The organism is Streptomyces sp. NPDC001393, assembly GCF_053597455.1.
Genome location: NZ_JBSFIH010000031.1, coordinates 39,101 through 52,877, shown reverse-complemented (window position 1 = coordinate 52,877; position 13,777 = coordinate 39,101). Strand labels below are relative to the sequence as shown.

Here is a 13,777-nt window from a genome sequence, read left to right as displayed (position 1 = left end):
GGATTTCACTTGGCGTTGAGCCAGTCCTCGAAGAAGAGTGAGAACTGGTTCAGTGCCTCCTTCCAGTGTGCCGCGACGTGGTTGACATCGCGTGCTCTGGGGGTGATCTGCTCGCGGACTGCGAGGTAGAGCACCTTCAGCGCGGCTTGTTGGGAGGGGAAGTGTCCGCGATTGCGGGTGGCTTTTCGTAGCCGTGCGTTGATCGACTCGATCAGATTCGTCGAGTAGACCACCTTCCTTATCTCTGACGGGAAGGCGAGGTAGGGGGTGAATTCGCTCCACGCGGTCTGCCAGACCGCGATCAGGGCCGGATAGCGGGCGCCCCACACCTCCTCAAACTCGGCGAACCGCTGCTCGGCCGCGTCTGCGGTGGCGGCCGTGTAGACCTGCCGGAGTTCCTTGGCGATCTGTGACCAGTGCTTGGTGGAGGCGTACTTGAGGCTGCTGCGGACCATATGGACCACACAGAGCTGGATGTCAGCGAGCGGCCAGATGCTGCTGATCGAATCCGGGAGCCCCTTGAGGCCGTCGCAGCAGGCGATCAGGACGTCCTCAATGCCGCAGTTCTTCAGCTCGGCCAGCCAGGCCATCCACTGCTTGGCGCCTTCACCGCCGGAGCCCACCCACATGCCCAGGACATCGCGTTCTCCTTCGAGGTTGATGCCGACGGCAATGTAGACGGGCCGGTTGGCGACGGCACCGTCGCGGATCTTCAGCACGATCGCGTCGATCACGAGGACGGCGTAGGTGCGGTCCAGCGGGCGGTTGCGCCAGGCATCCAGCTCCTCGCGACCTTGTCGGTGGCGCGGGAGATCAGATCGCGCGAGACGTCCACGTCGTAGATCTCTGCGAGATGGGCCTGGATCTCGCCGGCCGTGAGCCCCTTGGCGTAGAGGGAGAGGATGGCCTCGTCGAAGCCTTCCACCCTCCGCTGGTGCTTGGGCACCACCTGCGGGGTGAACGTGCCGGCCCGATCCCGCGGCACGTCGAGCTCGACCGGACCGACATCGGTCAACACCCGCTTGCGTGAGGTGCCGTTGCGGGAATTGCCCGACCCGGCACCTGCCCGGTCCCCCTTCTCGTAGCCGAGATGATCCGTCATCTCGGCCTCCAGCGCGCCCTCCAGGACCCAGCTTCACCAGCCCCTTCAGCAGACCGTTCTCCCCAACCAGGTTCACGCCCTCACTGCGTGCCCGCTGCACCAGCTGCTCGGCCAGTTCCCGGTCCAGCTCGGTCAGTCTCGCCAACTCCGCCCCGTGCGTACGATCTTCGAACTCTCGCGGGGCCGTTCATCCTTGCTGCCCATCCGTGATCCTTCCCGGCAGAGACGACGCCTCATGCCAGACAGGTGACACCGGGCTTACATGAACTTTCAGACAGTCCCGACACTGGGGGCGCCGCGCTGCTCGCTGGAGGTTTGACGCCCGGAATGCCCGGATCCGTTGCAAAGGCGGCAGATACGACCTGCATCCGAAGGTTCAGCTCGACCCGACAAAAGCCCTGTCAGGCCCACCCCGGCCCCTCAACCGTTCAGCCGCAAGGTCCACACAACCGTCATCTCACCCGTAACGGCCCCGTCTTCGCGCTGCATGGCGATACTGACCGGAAACTCCGGCCGACCGCCTGCGTCAAGCTCGGCGATGACCTCGGTCGCCGGGCGGCCCAGGGTCGCAGTGGCCGTCACCGACCCCATCGCCAGCTTCTTGTAATCGATCTCGGCCCGAACGGCGAGCGGCACCGCGCGTGAAAGCTGATCACCGAAGGCCGTGAGCACGATGGCCCCACTGGCGGACTCAGCCAGAGTGAACATGGCGCCAGCATGGGGGCCACCAATGTGATTGTGGAAGTCCGGCTGATCCGGGAGTCGCAGCACGGCACGTTCCGGAGTCACCTCGACGAACTCCAGGTTCAGCGTCCGCACCATCGGAACCGCAGTGGCAAGCATCTCGCCCATCGAGGCGCTGTCAACAGTCATGAGGCCGATGTTACCGACGAGTAGCTCGGCTGACCAGCCCTCACGATCCACCCCCGGGCCGGAGAAGCCCTTCGGGTCACGCACCCGCTCCGCGGCCGGAACATTCAATTCAGCCCGGAACGCGGGCATGTGGGTATCGGTCGTCACGCCCCGGCGTGCGGCCCGCCCACGTGGTTGTGGTACGCGCCCTGGTCCGGCAGGGACACGACGGCCTGGTCCGCAGTGGTCTCCAGGAACTCCAGGTTCAGCGTCCGGGCCATGGGCACGGTGGCGGCGAGCATCTCGCCGATCGACATCCGGTCTGCGCTCATGGCGCCATGTTACTCACGAGTAGGGGGAAGTGGCCAGCACGAATCCGTCACCCGCCGGGCAGCGCCGCGGCATCGGCCCCGCTTCGCAACGACCCTGACGAGGACTGGTGACCTCATCGTGTCTCCGGCGCACTAGGGTTACTGGCCATGTGGCCAGATCAGCAGCCGCCAGGGGGCGCGCCGAACCCGCAGGACAATCCGCAGGGCAACCCGCAGCACAATCCGTATCAGCAGCCGGGTTACCAGCAGTCGGGTTACCAGCAGCCGGGCAACCAGCAGCAGAACCCGTACCAGCAGCCCGGGTACCAGCAGTATCCGCAGGCCGGGCCGTACGGTCAGCAGCCGCAGTGGGGGCCGCAGCAGCCGCCCACCGTGCCCGTACCGCAGGCCCCGCAGGGCGGGGGCCGCACGAAGCTGATCGCCGTCGTCGCGGCCGCGGCGGTCGTGGTCGCCGCCGGTGTGACCGGCTATCTCGTCCTCGGCAAGAAGGGCGGCACGAACGACCAGGCCGACGGCGGCAAGGGCGGGCAGCACGCGAGTCAGTCGCCGGCCCCCCAGCCCACGCCCACCTCGTCGGCGTCCGACGACCCGCGCGGCACCCAGTCGGAGAAGCCGACCGTCCCCGGCTGGAAGGTCGTGGTGAACCCCAGGTGGGGCGTCGCCTACGACGTGCCCGCGGACTGGCAGGTCGAGTCCCCGGGCCTCGACATCGGCTTCGACCTCCCGAAGCAGAAGAACGGGATGTCCGACAACATCATCCAGGCGGGCACCGCCGAGGACCAGCCGAAGTGGTGCACGTCCGACGACGACAAGGACGGCCGCACCGAGGACACCCCCCTGGCCGTCGTGGGCTCCAAGGGCGCGAGCGGCGCCAAGGACACGGACGAGATCGCGATCAACACGCCGGCCTGGTGGGTCTACGGCGGCTACACCCAGCCCGACAAGAAGAGCATCACCTTCGACAAGAAGGCCACCCCCTTCACCACCGCTTCGGGCATCAAGGGCAGCTACGGATGGGCCCGGTCGGACCACACGCCCCGGAAGGGCAAGTGCGCGAGCGACGGCAAGGCGCTCACCTTCGGCTTCCAGAACTCGGTCCACGACTACGTGTCGTTCAACTTCTACGGGGCCAAGGGCGTGAAGGACGAGGTGCCCGAGGCGACTGTCATGAAGATCCTCAGCACGGTCCGGCTGCACGGGGACCCGACGAACCAGTGAGCCGACGCGGTGTTCCGGCCTGCCACGACGCGGCGGGCCGGAACACCCCGGTGCCTCAGCTCTGCCTGAGGCAGCTGCGACAGCCCCCTCGGTCGCCCGGCCGGCGGCTTCCCGGTCCGCGTCAGCCGATGCCGAACGCCCCGCCGGGGGGTTCGGGGGAGGGTACGGCGTCGGCGTCCTCGACCGGCCGCGCGGAACCGGTGAACTCCCGCACCGCCGCCCCGTGTTCGACCCGCGCCGGAAACGCGTCCGCCGCGGTGCGCCGGGCCAGCGCGGCGGTGTCGAGGGGCCGGTTCGCGGCGGCGAGCACCGCGTTGCCGAACCGTCGGCCGCGCAGCACCGCCGGCTCGGCGATCAGCACCAGCTCCTCGAAAACCGTGGCCAGTGTGGCCAGTTGGGGCCGCAGGAACCCGAACGGCGCGCCGTCCGCGAGGTTGGCCAGATAGACCCCGCCCGGCCGCAGCACCCGCTCGGCCTCCCGCGCGTAGGCGAGCGTGGTCAGGTGGGCGGGCACCCGGGACCCGCCGAAGACGTCGGCGATCAGCACGTCGGCGTGATCGTCCGGGGCCGCCTCCAGCCAGGCCCGGGCGTCGGCGGCGTGCACCGCGACACCCGAGCCCTCCGGCAGGGGCAGATACTCGGCGACCAGCTCCAGCAGCCCCCGGTCGGCCTCGACGACATCCTGCCGGGAGCCGGGCCGGGTGGCCGCCACGTAGCGCGGCAGCGTGAGCGCTCCTCCGCCGAGGTGGAGCACGTCCAGCGGCCGCCCGGTCTCGGCGACGACATCCAGCACATACCCGAGCCGCCGCGCGTACTCGAACTCCAGATGCGCCGGATCGTCGAGATCGACGTACGACTGCGGAGCCCCGTCGACGGTCAGCAGCCAGGCCCGCTCGCGATCGACGTCGGGCATGAGCTTGGCGGTGCCGTGATCGGTGGTGCGGGTCACGGGTATCGATGCGTTCACCTACCCATTGTGGTCCGACTCCACCGTGGACACGGTCCCCGCACCCACGGTCCGCCCACCCTCACGGATGGCGAACCCGAGCCCCGGCTCCACGGGCACCTCCCGCCCCAGTTCGACCCTCATCTCGACGGTCTCCCCGGGCCTGGCCACACCCACCGGACCGAGGTCCACGTCCCCCACCACGTCCGCCGTACGGATGTAGAACTGCGGCCGGTACCCGGTCGCCACCGGTGTCGTACGACCCCCTTCGCGCCCCGACAGCAGATACACCCGGGCCGAGAACCGCCGGGCGGGCACCACGCTCCCCGGAGCCGCCACGACGTGCCCGCGCCGCACGGCGTCGCGGGGCACACCCCGCAGCAGCACCGCCACGTTGTCCCCGGCCTGTGCCTCCTCCATCGGCTTGCCGAAGGTCTCGAGCCCGGTGACCACACTGTCCACCCCGGCGCCGAGCACCGAGACCCGGTCCCCCAGGCGGAGCGTCCCCCGCTCCACGGCGCCGGTGACGACCGTGCCCCGGCCGGTGATGGTGAGCACGTTCTCCACGGGCAGCAGGAACGGCGCGTCCAGGTACCGCTCGGGCATGGGCACGTACGTGTCCACCGCGTCGAGCAGCGCCTCGATCGACGCCGTCCAGCGCGGGTCGCCCTCCAGCGCCCGGAGGCCCGAGACCCGTACGACCGGTACGGCGTCGCCCGGATACCCCTGGGCCGTGAGCAGGTCGCGGACCTCCAGCTCGACCAGGTCGATCAGCTCCTCGTCGTCCGTGCCGTCGGCCTTGTTGAGGGCGACGACGATGTGGTCGACGCCCACCTGCCGGGCGAGCAGCACGTGTTCGGCGGTCTGCGGCATGATCCCGTCGAGCGCGGAGACGACCAGGATCGCCCCGTCGAGCTGCGCGGCGCCGGTGACCATGTTCTTGACGTAGTCGGCGTGGCCCGGCATGTCCACGTGGGCGTAGTGCCGGGTGTCGGTCTCGTACTCGACGTGCGCGATGTTGATGGTGATGCCGCGGGCGGCCTCCTCCGGGGCGCGGTCGATGCGGTCGAACGGCACGAAGGTGCCGGTGCCGCGCCCGGCGAGGACCTTGGTGATGGCGGCGGTCAGGGTGGTCTTGCCGTGGTCGACATGACCCATGGTGCCGATGTTCAGGTGCGGCTTGGTGCGCACGTAGGCCGTTTTGGACATGGCTGTACCTCGAAGTCTCTTTCCGGTGGTACGGAGCTGCGGGACCCCAAGGGACTGGCCGACCCTCCCCCTGCGGGGTCCGCCGGACGTTCCGGAGAGGGTCAGCTTCGGGCGCCGTCGACAGCGGCCACGAGGATCGGGACGGCAGCCTTCGGCGCATCCGCGACGGCGGATGCTGCGAGGAGGAAGGCGTACCGGAACATGCGGTCGATCATCGCCGAGCGGATGTCCGGCGTCGAACGATTTTCGGCAGCCGGTGAGTTGGGGCCCGCTCAGGCGCCGATGTTCTTCAGGGCCTCCCGGACGGTCAGCGGGGCGAACCGGCCCCGCTCCCGCGCCAGGAAGGCCCGTACGGCCCCGGGGTCGGTCTTGGCGTACTCGCGCAGGGCCCAGCCGATCGCCTTGCGGACGAAGAAGTCGGGGTGCCCGGACTGGAGCAGGCAGTAGGTGAACAGCCGGTCGGTGTCGGTGTTGTCCTTGCGGGCCAGCTGGTGGAGCAGGGCCGTGCGCACCGCCCACAGGTCCTCGTCGGTGATCCAGGCATCCATGTCGGCGGTGAGCCCGGGGTCGGCGGCGACCAGGCGTCCGACCACGTGCGCGGCGAGCGGATCGACGGTGTCCCACCAGGGGACGGTCGTGACGAGGTGCCGGGTCACCGGGAGGAAGCCGGAGGAGCACCGTCCGGCGTGCCGGCGCAGATAGTCCACCGCGAAGTAGTGGTACTCACGCTCGGGCAGCGCCCAGCAGCGCAGCGCGATCGCGGTGCAGTCGGACTCGGCGGGGCGCGGGGTGCCCGCGAGGACGGTTCGGGACAGGACGCGGCGGTCCGGGGTGGGGATGCCGAGGAAGGGCGCCACGTCCTTCATGTACGCCCGCATCGCACCGGCCCGCCCGGGGTCGGCGGCGGCCGCGAACACGGCCGTCACCCGCTCCAGCACGGTGTCGGCGAGAGCACTGCGCGGCACGTGCGGCGGGGCCGCACCGGTGACGGTCATGAGACGAACCATACTATCGAATGCGCGTTCGATCGCAGGCCCTCGAACAGCAGCGCAGCGCCGCTCCGGAGGAGGGTTGCACCCCCTTCCGTACCGGCGTTACCTGGAAGTACTGGCGGTGAAGCGGCGGAGGTGACAGAGGTGAAAGCCGTCGTCTACGAAGAGCCCTTCAGCGTGGTCGTGAAGGACGTCCAGGATCCGCGTATCCAGCATCCCAACGATGTGCTCGTACGCGTCACGTCGACCGCCATATGCGGCTCCGACCTGCACATGTACGAGGGCCGCACGGCGGCCGAGTCGGGCATCGTCTTCGGGCACGAGAACCTCGGCATCATCGAGGAGGTCGGCAGCGGGGTGACCTCCCTGTCCCAGGGTGACCGGGTCGTGATGCCGTTCAACGTCGCCTGCGGATTCTGCAAGAACTGTCTCGCCGGCAAGACCGGCTTCTGCCTGACGGTCAATCCCGGATTCGCGGGCGGGGCCTACGGCTATGTCGCGATGGGCCCGTTCATCGGCGGCCAGGCGGAGCTGCTGCGGGTGCCGTACGCCGACTTCAACTGCTTGAAGCTGCCCCCGGGCGACGAGTTCGAGACCGATTTCGTGCTGCTCGCCGACATCTTCCCGACGGGCTACCACGGTTGTGAACTCGCCCAGGTCTCCCCCGGCGAGAGCGTGGCCGTCTACGGCGCCGGACCGGTGGGGCTGATGGCCGCCTACTCGGCGCTGCTGCGCGGTGCGGCGAAGGTGTTCTCCGTCGACCGGGTGCCCGAACGGCTCGCCAAGGCGGAGCAGATCGGGGCCATCCCCGTCGACTTCACCAAGGGCGACCCGGCGGAGCAGATCAAGGAACAGACGGGAGGTGAGGGAACCGACAAGGGTGTCGACGCGGTCGGCTACCAGGCCCAGGCGCACGACGCCAGCCACGAGGAACCCGCCATCGTCCTCAACGAGCTGGTCCAGACGGTACGGCCGACGGGCATGCTCGGCGTACCGGGTCTGTACGTGCCCTCGGACCCGGGCGGCCCCGACGACCACGCCAGGCACGGGCAACTGCTGGTCTCCATCGGCAAGATGTTCGAGAAGGGTCAGCAGATGGGCACCGGTCAGTGCAACGTCAAGCGGTACAACCGCCAGCTGCGCGACCTGATCATCGCCGGGCGCGCCAAGCCCAGTTTCGTGGTCTCGCACGAGCTGCCGCTGGACCAGGCGCCGCAGGCGTACGAGAAGTTCGACAAGCGGATCGAGGGCTACACCAAGGTGGTCCTGCACCCCGGTCACGCGCTCGCCGCGTGAGACAGGGGTCCACGGGTCCACGGGTGCACGAGTCCACGGGTCCGGGCGCCACAGGTGCCCGGGCCCCCTCGGTGCGACACACCTGACGGCGATCACACGTGTTCGTCGGTTAATGTCACCGGATGCTCGATGCCAACCGCTCTGGCACCGCCACGGCCTCCCCCCGGCCCGCCGCCACGGAGCTCGTCGTACCCGTGTCAGCCGTGCCCCGCGCCGGGTTCGCCGGGCGGTGTGCGCGGGTGCTGACGCATCCCCGTGCCCGGCTGTCGCTGTTGCTCGCCCTGCTCGCCGGTGCCGCGGCGTGCGTGCTGGTCTTCGAGCCGCAGCGGCTGCTGACGCACGGGTGGCCGCCACAGCTCGGCGGGGCCGCGGCGGCCACGGTGTTCGGCCTGGCGTACGGGCTGTGCACCGTGGCGTTCGTGCCCCGCCCCTTGCTCAACCTGGCGGCGGGCGCGTTGTTCGGCTCGCAGCTGGGGCTGGCGACGGCGCTGGCGGGCACCGTGCTCGGGGCGGGCGTGGCGTTCGGGCTCGGCCGGGTTCTCGGCCAGGACGCGCTGCGCCCGCTGCTGCGGGGCCGCTGGCTGAGGGCGGCCGACGGTCAGCTGAGCCGGCACGGGTTCCGGTCCATGCTGGCGGCGCGGCTCTTCCCGGGGGTGCCGTTCTGGGCGGCGAACTACATCGCGGCCGTCTCCCGCATGAGCTGGCGGCCGTTTCTGCTGGCCACGGCCGTCGGCTCGATCCCGAACACCGCCGCCTACGCGGTCGCCGGCGCCCGCGCCTCCGCGCCGACGTCCCCCGCCTTCCTGATCGCGATGGCCGGTATCGCCGTACCGGCGCTGCTGGGCGCGGTGGTGGCCTGGCGCAAGCGTCACCACATGCGCGGCCGGTAGGGGACGCAGGGTCACACCGGTCGGACGGCCTCCAGGATCATGGCGTTGGCCAGTCCGCCCGCCTCGCACATCGTCTGCAGGCCGTAGCGGGCGCCGCGCTCGCGCATGGCGTGGACCAGGGTGGTGGTGAGCCGGGTGCCGCTGGCGCCGAGCGGGTGGCCGAGGGCGATCGCGCCGCCGTGCACATTGACCTTGGCCAGTTCGGCGCCGGTCTCCTGCTGCCAGGCCAGCACCACGCTGGAGAACGCCTCGTTGACCTCGAAGAGGTCGATGTCGGCCATCTTCAGTCCCGCCTTGCGCAGCACCTTCTCCGTCGCCGGAACGACCCCGGTGAGCATCAGCAGCGGATCGGAGCCGGTGACCGCGAAGCTGTGCAGACGGGCGAGCGGGCGCAGGCCGAGGCGGGCCGCGGTCTCGCTGGACGTGATCAGGACGGCGGAGGCGCCGTCGTTGACGGGGCTGGCGTTGCCCGCGGTCACGTTCCACTCGATCTGCGGGAAGCGCTCGGCGAAGGCGGGGTCGTAGTAGGCGGGCTTGAGGCCGGCGAGGACCTCCGGGGTGCTGTCGGGGCGGACACACTCGTCACGGGCGACGCCGTCAAGCGGCGCGATCTCGGCGTCGAACAGGCCCTTGTCCCAGGCCGCAGCGGCCTTGTGGTGGGAGGAGACGGCGAACTCGTCCATCCGCGCCCGCGTAAGGGACCACTTGGCGGCGATCAGCTCCGCGCTGATGCCCTGCGGGACCAGGCCCTCGGGGTAGCGCTCGGCGACACCGGGACCGAACGGGTCCTTGCCCGCGGGCACGTTGGACCACATCGGCACCCGGCTCATCGACTCCACACCGCAGGCGATCACGAGGTCGTACGCCCCGGACATGACGCCCTGCGCGGCGAAGTGCACGGCCTGCTGGGAGGAGCCGCACTGGCGGTCCACCGTGGTCGCCGGGACCGCCTCCGGGAACCCGGCGGCGAGGACCGCGTACCGGGTGGTGTTCATGGCCTGCTCGCCGACCTGGTCGACGGTGCCGCCGATGACGTCGTCGATCAGCGCGGGGTCGACGCCGGAGCGTTCGACCAGGGTGCGCAGGGTGTGGGCGAGCAGCTGCACGGGGTGGACGTGGGCGAGGGAGCCGTTCGGCTTGCCCTTGCCGACGGGAGTGCGTACGGCTTCGACGATCACTGCGTCGCGCATGGCGCGGGCCTCCTTGGCCGTCTGGCTGTCCCTGGCGGGCGGGTCGGCCGGCCACGGCAGCTACCAGTGAGTAGGAAATCCAAACTCACCATAGCTCGCTGGGTTGGAAAATCAAACCCTCCTCTAGACTGGCCCTCATGGCCGTACGAAAGACCACGCACGACCCGCGCCCCTGCTCCATCGCCGACGCCCTTGCGCTGGTCGGCGAGAAGTACTCCCTGCTCGTTCTGCGCGAGGTGTGCCTGGGCAACGGCCGCTTCGACCAACTCGTGCGCAACATCGGCGCCCCGCGCGACGTCCTGGCCGCCCGGCTGCGCCGGCTCGTGGACGCCGGGATCCTCACCAAGCGCGTCTACAGCGAGCGCCCGCAGCGCTTCGAGTACCGGGCCACACAGGCGGGCCTGGAGCTGGAGCCGGTCCTGATGACGCTCAAGGAGTGGGGCGACCGCCACATCCGCAAGGGCGCCGACCTGCCCATGGCGGTCGAGCACACCTGCGGCAACGAACTGGTCCCGGTCGTCACCTGCCGGGCCTGCGGCGAAGAGGTCCACCACGAGGACCTCACGGCACATCCGCAGGCGCCGGGGTGGACGCTGACCGGACCGACGGTGGCGTAAAGCGCCCCCGAAGGGGCGCGAGGCTGTATCGATATGCGGCTCCGCCGCGATGGGGGTCCCCCCGGGTTCGAGCGAAGCCGAGAACTTGGGGGAGCGACCAGCCACGACGCAGCCGCAGTCGCGCGACGGACTATCGCGGCACTTGCAGCGGCGCACCATACACATCAAGCCGCCCGCACATCCCGAACCGCCCCTGCTCGAAGGGCGTCTCCGCCTGTACGACGGCCTCGGCGAGGTGCGCCGAGTCCCCCTCGGCCAGCCGGTCCAGATGCCGCCCCGTCGCCTCCGCCGCCGCCAGCGCGCCGCGCCGCCACCGCTCTCGCCACTCGGCGAGCCGGGGCCGTACGAGCGCGGCGGCGGCCCGATGGAAGGCGGCCAGCGCTTCCGGGCCCGTGGCCTCGCGCAGCGACCGGTAACCCTCCAAGGCCAGGTCACGCCGAGCGCGAGCGACCCGCTCCCGCTCGGCCTCCGGCGCGTCCGCCGGGATGGTGGTCGCGGCGGCGTACGCCTCCGGGTCGGCCAGGTACTGCGGCGGAAGCGTGAGCACCGCGTCCCCGGCCTCCGGCAGCCCGCTGTTCTGCATGAGGACGGTGATGCGCAGGTCGTCCTCGTTGACCAGCCGGTGGATGGTGCCCGGCGTGAACCAGGCGACCGTGCCGGGCGTGAGCGGGGTGACCGCGTAGCCGGACGCGGTCAGCGTCTGCACCGCGCCCCGGCCGCCGGTGACGACGTACGCCTCCGAACAGGCCAGATGAACATGGGGAGTTCCGCCCCGCGCCCCGTCGGCGGCGGGCCAGTCGTACACGCACAGCCGGGACACGCCGACCCCGCCCGGCAGACCCGTGAACATGTGCTCCCCGGCGCTCACCACGGATGCGACTCCAGGTACTTCACGACGTCCGCCCGCTGCCAGGCACCGTCGGCCACGACGACCCGGTAACGGCGGCGGAGCGTGTCGGCTGGGGCGAGTTCCAGCTCCTCGAAGAAGGACCAGGAAGGGGCGACGGCGGCGAAGGGCTCGTTGCGGACGAACCAGTGGGCGGGACGGGTGCCGCCCGCGCCGGAGTGGTCGTTCTCCGGGGCGTGCGCGAAGACGAGGGTGGCGTGGCCGTCGACGCCGTCATGCTCGCCGGAGTACGCGAGCCAGGGCGCCTGGATGCCCATCAGCGCGGCCCCCTCCCCCTCCGGCCCGGTGATCCGCCCCTCCCGGAAGGCACGCGGGCCCCGCCAGAACAGGCCGGTGTAGCCCGCGAGTTCACGCCCGGCGGTGGTCGGGCTGCCGAAGACGAGCGGCTCGGCACGCCGGTTGGTGATCGCACTCGTCCACGTCAGCGCCCAGGAGCCGGCGTCCGGGTCGACGTCGTGGACCTCGATCCGCCGCTCCTCCTCGGCCCACAGCTCACCGTCGTACGGATGCCAGGTCAGCCGCTCGGCGATCACGGCCCCGCCGTCGGCCGCGGAGACCTCACCGAAGCCGGAGTGGCGCATCGAGCCGACCCGTTCGGGCAGTTCGAGGTACCCCTGCCCGTGCACATAGGTGTTGCCGCCCCACAGATTCGCCCCGGACAGGTGGGAGGCGGTCAGGGACAGACCCTTGTGCCAGCGGTGGTCGTTCGGGCGGTAGTCGGTGACGACGGCGCCGGCGAGGGTGCGGACCGGGTGGAGGTAGGGCCGGGGCGCCTCCCAGGCGGCTTCGGGGCGGTAGACGTAGGCGAACAGCTCGACACCGGTGGCCGGTTCGCAGACGGTGATCCGGTCGCCGTACGCGTGGACCACCCGCAGTCCGCCGGTCATGCCGGGACCTCCTCGGCGGTCACGGGCGCCCAGCCGGGGGCGCCGCCGTGCAGGGCGGTGTAGTAGGGGTCGCCGGGGCCGATCTCGCCGGCGCGGACGGTCGTGTCGGTGAAGGCCGACTTGTACAGGGCCGTGATCAGCTCCAGGCTGGTCCGCCCGTCCCCGCCGCTGCTGCGCGGCCGCTCCCCCGCCCGCATGCTGGCGATGAGTTCACGCAGTTGGGCCAGGTGCGAGCTGGGCACGTCCGGGCCGAAGTCGCGCCATTGCCCGGCCAGTTCGGCGGGGACGTCCGGGGCCGGGGTGATGCGCCAGTTGTCGTTGGCGTGTCCGTAGAGGTGGGTCAGTTCGACGGTCGCTCGCTCGCAGTCGATGCGGATGCGGCTGACCTCGTCGGGGCTCAGCACGCTGTTGACCACGGTCGCGAGGGCGCCGCTCGCGAAGCGGACCAGCGCCGTGGAGACGTCCTCCGTCTCCACGGCGTGCACCAGCCGCCCGGCCATGGCCCGCACCTCGCTCCACGGACCGAGCAGATCCAGCAGCAGGTCCATCTGGTGGATGCCGTGGCCCATGGCCGGGCCACCGCCCTCGGAGTGCCAGCGGCCCCGCCAGGGCACCGCGTAGTAGGCGGCATCCCGGTACCAGGTGGTCTGGCAGTGTGCCACCAGGGGCCGCCCGAGGGCACCTTCGGCGAGCAGTCGGCGCACATGCCGGGTTCCGGAGCCGAACCGGTGCTGGAAGACGATCGCCGCGTACGGCCCGCCGTCCGCTCCCTCCTCCGCCTCGATCGCGTCGAAGTCGGCGAGCGAGGGCACCGGCGGCTTCTCGCACCACACCCAGGCGCCGGCGCGCAGCGCGGCCACGGTCTGCGCGCGGTGCAGGGTCGGCGGGGTGCAGATGCTGACCAGGTCGGGCCGCTGCTCGGCCAGCATCCGGTCGAGGTCGGTGTAGGCGTGCGGGATGCCGCTCTCGGCGCAGAAGGACTCGACGGCGCCCTGGTCGATGTCGACGGCGGCGACGACCTCGGTCTCGCCCTCCCGTGCGAGCTGGGCCAGTGCGGGCAGATGGGAGCCGCGTCCGATGGCGCCGGTGCCGATGACGGCGGCCCGGATGCGCCGGCCGGTGAACGGAGTCGTCGAACGAGCGTGGTCGGGCCTGGGCTGGAGGGGAGAGGGCGGCATGGGCGGGTTCAGCACTCCTCCGGTACGGCGGGCGCGCGGCCGACGATGCGGCAAGCATGTCCAGCAAGCGCTTTCTCCTGCGCTGCAACGTAAGCGGCGACGCCGGGACCGGTCAACACCAGGGAGCGACTGAACCGTCCAACCACTGATGCGGCGCTGCG

At 70.9% G+C, this 13,777-nt stretch carries 13 protein-coding genes and 1 pseudogene; 4 read left to right on the top strand and 10 right to left on the bottom strand.

Annotated features, from left to right (window positions below):
• Positions 1-5: 5 nt before the first annotated feature.
• The 3 genes and pseudogenes from ACWC2T_RS28660 to ACWC2T_RS28650 all read right to left on the bottom strand — a co-directional run bounded on the left by ACWC2T_RS28660 (position 6) and on the right by ACWC2T_RS28650 (position 2,286).
• A pseudogene (locus ACWC2T_RS28660) lies at positions 6-1,238 on the bottom strand (IS256 family transposase).
• 284 nt (positions 1,239-1,522) lie between these two features.
• A complete protein-coding gene (locus ACWC2T_RS28655) occupies positions 1,523-1,975 on the bottom strand; it encodes a DUF4442 domain-containing protein (protein ID WP_450673280.1) in 453 nt (150 codons plus the stop codon).
• 143 nt (positions 1,976-2,118) lie between these two features.
• Positions 2,119-2,286 carry a DUF4442 domain-containing protein gene (locus ACWC2T_RS28650; protein WP_450673235.1) on the bottom strand — a complete coding sequence of 56 codons (168 nt, stop codon included), beginning with the start codon at positions 2,284-2,286 and terminating at the stop codon, positions 2,119-2,121.
• Positions 2,287-2,433: 147 nt separating this feature from the next.
• Here ACWC2T_RS28650 and ACWC2T_RS28645 point away from each other — a divergent pair, with 147 nt between their 5' ends.
• Positions 2,434-3,504: a hypothetical protein gene (locus ACWC2T_RS28645; protein ID WP_450673234.1), complete on the top strand. Its 1,071-nt coding sequence runs from the start codon at positions 2,434-2,436 to the stop codon at positions 3,502-3,504.
• 121 nt (positions 3,505-3,625) lie between these two features.
• On the opposite strand, the gene ACWC2T_RS28640 is transcribed toward ACWC2T_RS28645, so the two are convergent.
• The 3 genes from ACWC2T_RS28640 to ACWC2T_RS28630 form a co-directional block, all read right to left on the bottom strand.
• Positions 3,626-4,471, bottom strand: coding sequence for a spermidine synthase (locus ACWC2T_RS28640; protein WP_450673233.1), 846 nt, complete (start codon positions 4,469-4,471; stop codon positions 3,626-3,628).
• Positions 4,472-5,659 carry an elongation factor Tu gene (gene tuf / locus ACWC2T_RS28635; RefSeq protein ID WP_450673232.1) on the bottom strand — a complete coding sequence of 396 codons (1,188 nt, stop codon included), beginning with the start codon at positions 5,657-5,659 and terminating at the stop codon, positions 4,472-4,474.
• Positions 5,660-5,931: 272 nt separating this feature from the next.
• The gene (locus ACWC2T_RS28630) at positions 5,932-6,654 is read right to left on the bottom strand and encodes a DNA alkylation repair protein (protein ID WP_450673231.1); all 723 of its coding nucleotides are present in this window, start codon (positions 6,652-6,654) and stop codon (positions 5,932-5,934) included.
• Between the two features lie 141 nt (positions 6,655-6,795).
• On the opposite strand from ACWC2T_RS28630, the gene ACWC2T_RS28625 reads away from it, so the two are divergent.
• Together ACWC2T_RS28625 and ACWC2T_RS28620 are read left to right on the top strand one after the other, a co-directional pair.
• Positions 6,796-7,947, top strand: a complete 1,152-nt coding sequence (locus ACWC2T_RS28625; RefSeq protein WP_450673230.1) for a glutathione-independent formaldehyde dehydrogenase — start codon at positions 6,796-6,798, stop codon at positions 7,945-7,947.
• Between the two features lie 122 nt (positions 7,948-8,069).
• A complete protein-coding gene (locus tag ACWC2T_RS28620; RefSeq protein ID WP_450673229.1) occupies positions 8,070-8,837 on the top strand; it encodes a TVP38/TMEM64 family protein in 768 nt (255 codons plus the stop codon).
• Between the two features lie 11 nt (positions 8,838-8,848).
• On the opposite strand, the gene ACWC2T_RS28615 is transcribed toward ACWC2T_RS28620, so the two are convergent.
• Complete coding sequence (locus ACWC2T_RS28615; RefSeq protein WP_450673228.1) at positions 8,849-10,027, bottom strand: thiolase family protein; 1,179 nt, start codon at positions 10,025-10,027, stop codon at positions 8,849-8,851.
• Between the two features lie 137 nt (positions 10,028-10,164).
• On the opposite strand from ACWC2T_RS28615, the gene ACWC2T_RS28610 reads away from it, so the two are divergent.
• The gene (locus ACWC2T_RS28610; protein ID WP_450673227.1) at positions 10,165-10,644 is read left to right on the top strand and encodes a winged helix-turn-helix transcriptional regulator; all 480 of its coding nucleotides are present in this window, start codon (positions 10,165-10,167) and stop codon (positions 10,642-10,644) included.
• Between the two features lie 130 nt (positions 10,645-10,774).
• Here ACWC2T_RS28610 and ACWC2T_RS28605 read toward each other — a convergent pair whose 3' ends face one another.
• From ACWC2T_RS28605 to ACWC2T_RS28595, 3 genes are read right to left on the bottom strand one after another with little or no spacing between them, the layout of a single operon-like run.
• Complete coding sequence (locus tag ACWC2T_RS28605) at positions 10,775-11,494, bottom strand: cupin domain-containing protein (protein ID WP_450673279.1); 720 nt, start codon at positions 11,492-11,494, stop codon at positions 10,775-10,777.
• Between the two features lie 14 nt (positions 11,495-11,508).
• On the bottom strand, positions 11,509-12,438 hold the full coding sequence (locus ACWC2T_RS28600) for a DUF6807 domain-containing protein (RefSeq protein ID WP_450673226.1): 930 nt from the start codon (positions 12,436-12,438) through the stop codon (positions 11,509-11,511).
• Complete coding sequence (locus ACWC2T_RS28595; protein ID WP_450673225.1) at positions 12,435-13,616, bottom strand: Gfo/Idh/MocA family protein; 1,182 nt, start codon at positions 13,614-13,616, stop codon at positions 12,435-12,437. The genes ACWC2T_RS28600 and ACWC2T_RS28595 overlap by 4 nt, the downstream gene beginning before the upstream one ends.
• Positions 13,617-13,777: the final 161 nt, after the last annotated feature.

What these genes read in the sequence shown, in the direction of transcription:
- ACWC2T_RS28630 (WP_450673231.1), bottom strand. Translation starts at nt 6,654, where the DNA reads ATGACCGTCACCGGTGCGGCCCCGCCGCACGTGCCGCGCAGTGCTCTC.
- ACWC2T_RS28595 (WP_450673225.1), bottom strand. Translation starts at nt 13,616, where the DNA reads ATGCCGCCCTCTCCCCTCCAGCCCAGGCCCGACCACGCTCGTTCGACG.
- ACWC2T_RS28605 (WP_450673279.1), bottom strand. Translation starts at nt 11,494, where the DNA reads ATGTTCACGGGTCTGCCGGGCGGGGTCGGCGTGTCCCGGCTGTGCGTG.
- tuf (WP_450673232.1), bottom strand. Translation starts at nt 5,659, where the DNA reads ATGTCCAAAACGGCCTACGTGCGCACCAAGCCGCACCTGAACATCGGC.
- ACWC2T_RS28650 (WP_450673235.1), bottom strand. Translation starts at nt 2,286, where the DNA reads ATGAGCGCAGACCGGATGTCGATCGGCGAGATGCTCGCCGCCACCGTG.
- ACWC2T_RS28615 (WP_450673228.1), bottom strand. Translation starts at nt 10,027, where the DNA reads ATGCGCGACGCAGTGATCGTCGAAGCCGTACGCACTCCCGTCGGCAAG.
- ACWC2T_RS28620 (WP_450673229.1), top strand. Translation starts at nt 8,070, where the DNA reads ATGCTCGATGCCAACCGCTCTGGCACCGCCACGGCCTCCCCCCGGCCC.
- ACWC2T_RS28645 (WP_450673234.1), top strand. Translation starts at nt 2,434, where the DNA reads ATGTGGCCAGATCAGCAGCCGCCAGGGGGCGCGCCGAACCCGCAGGAC.
- ACWC2T_RS28600 (WP_450673226.1), bottom strand. Translation starts at nt 12,438, where the DNA reads ATGACCGGCGGACTGCGGGTGGTCCACGCGTACGGCGACCGGATCACC.
- ACWC2T_RS28610 (WP_450673227.1), top strand. Translation starts at nt 10,165, where the DNA reads ATGGCCGTACGAAAGACCACGCACGACCCGCGCCCCTGCTCCATCGCC.
- ACWC2T_RS28655 (WP_450673280.1), bottom strand. Translation starts at nt 1,975, where the DNA reads ATGACTGTTGACAGCGCCTCGATGGGCGAGATGCTTGCCACTGCGGTT.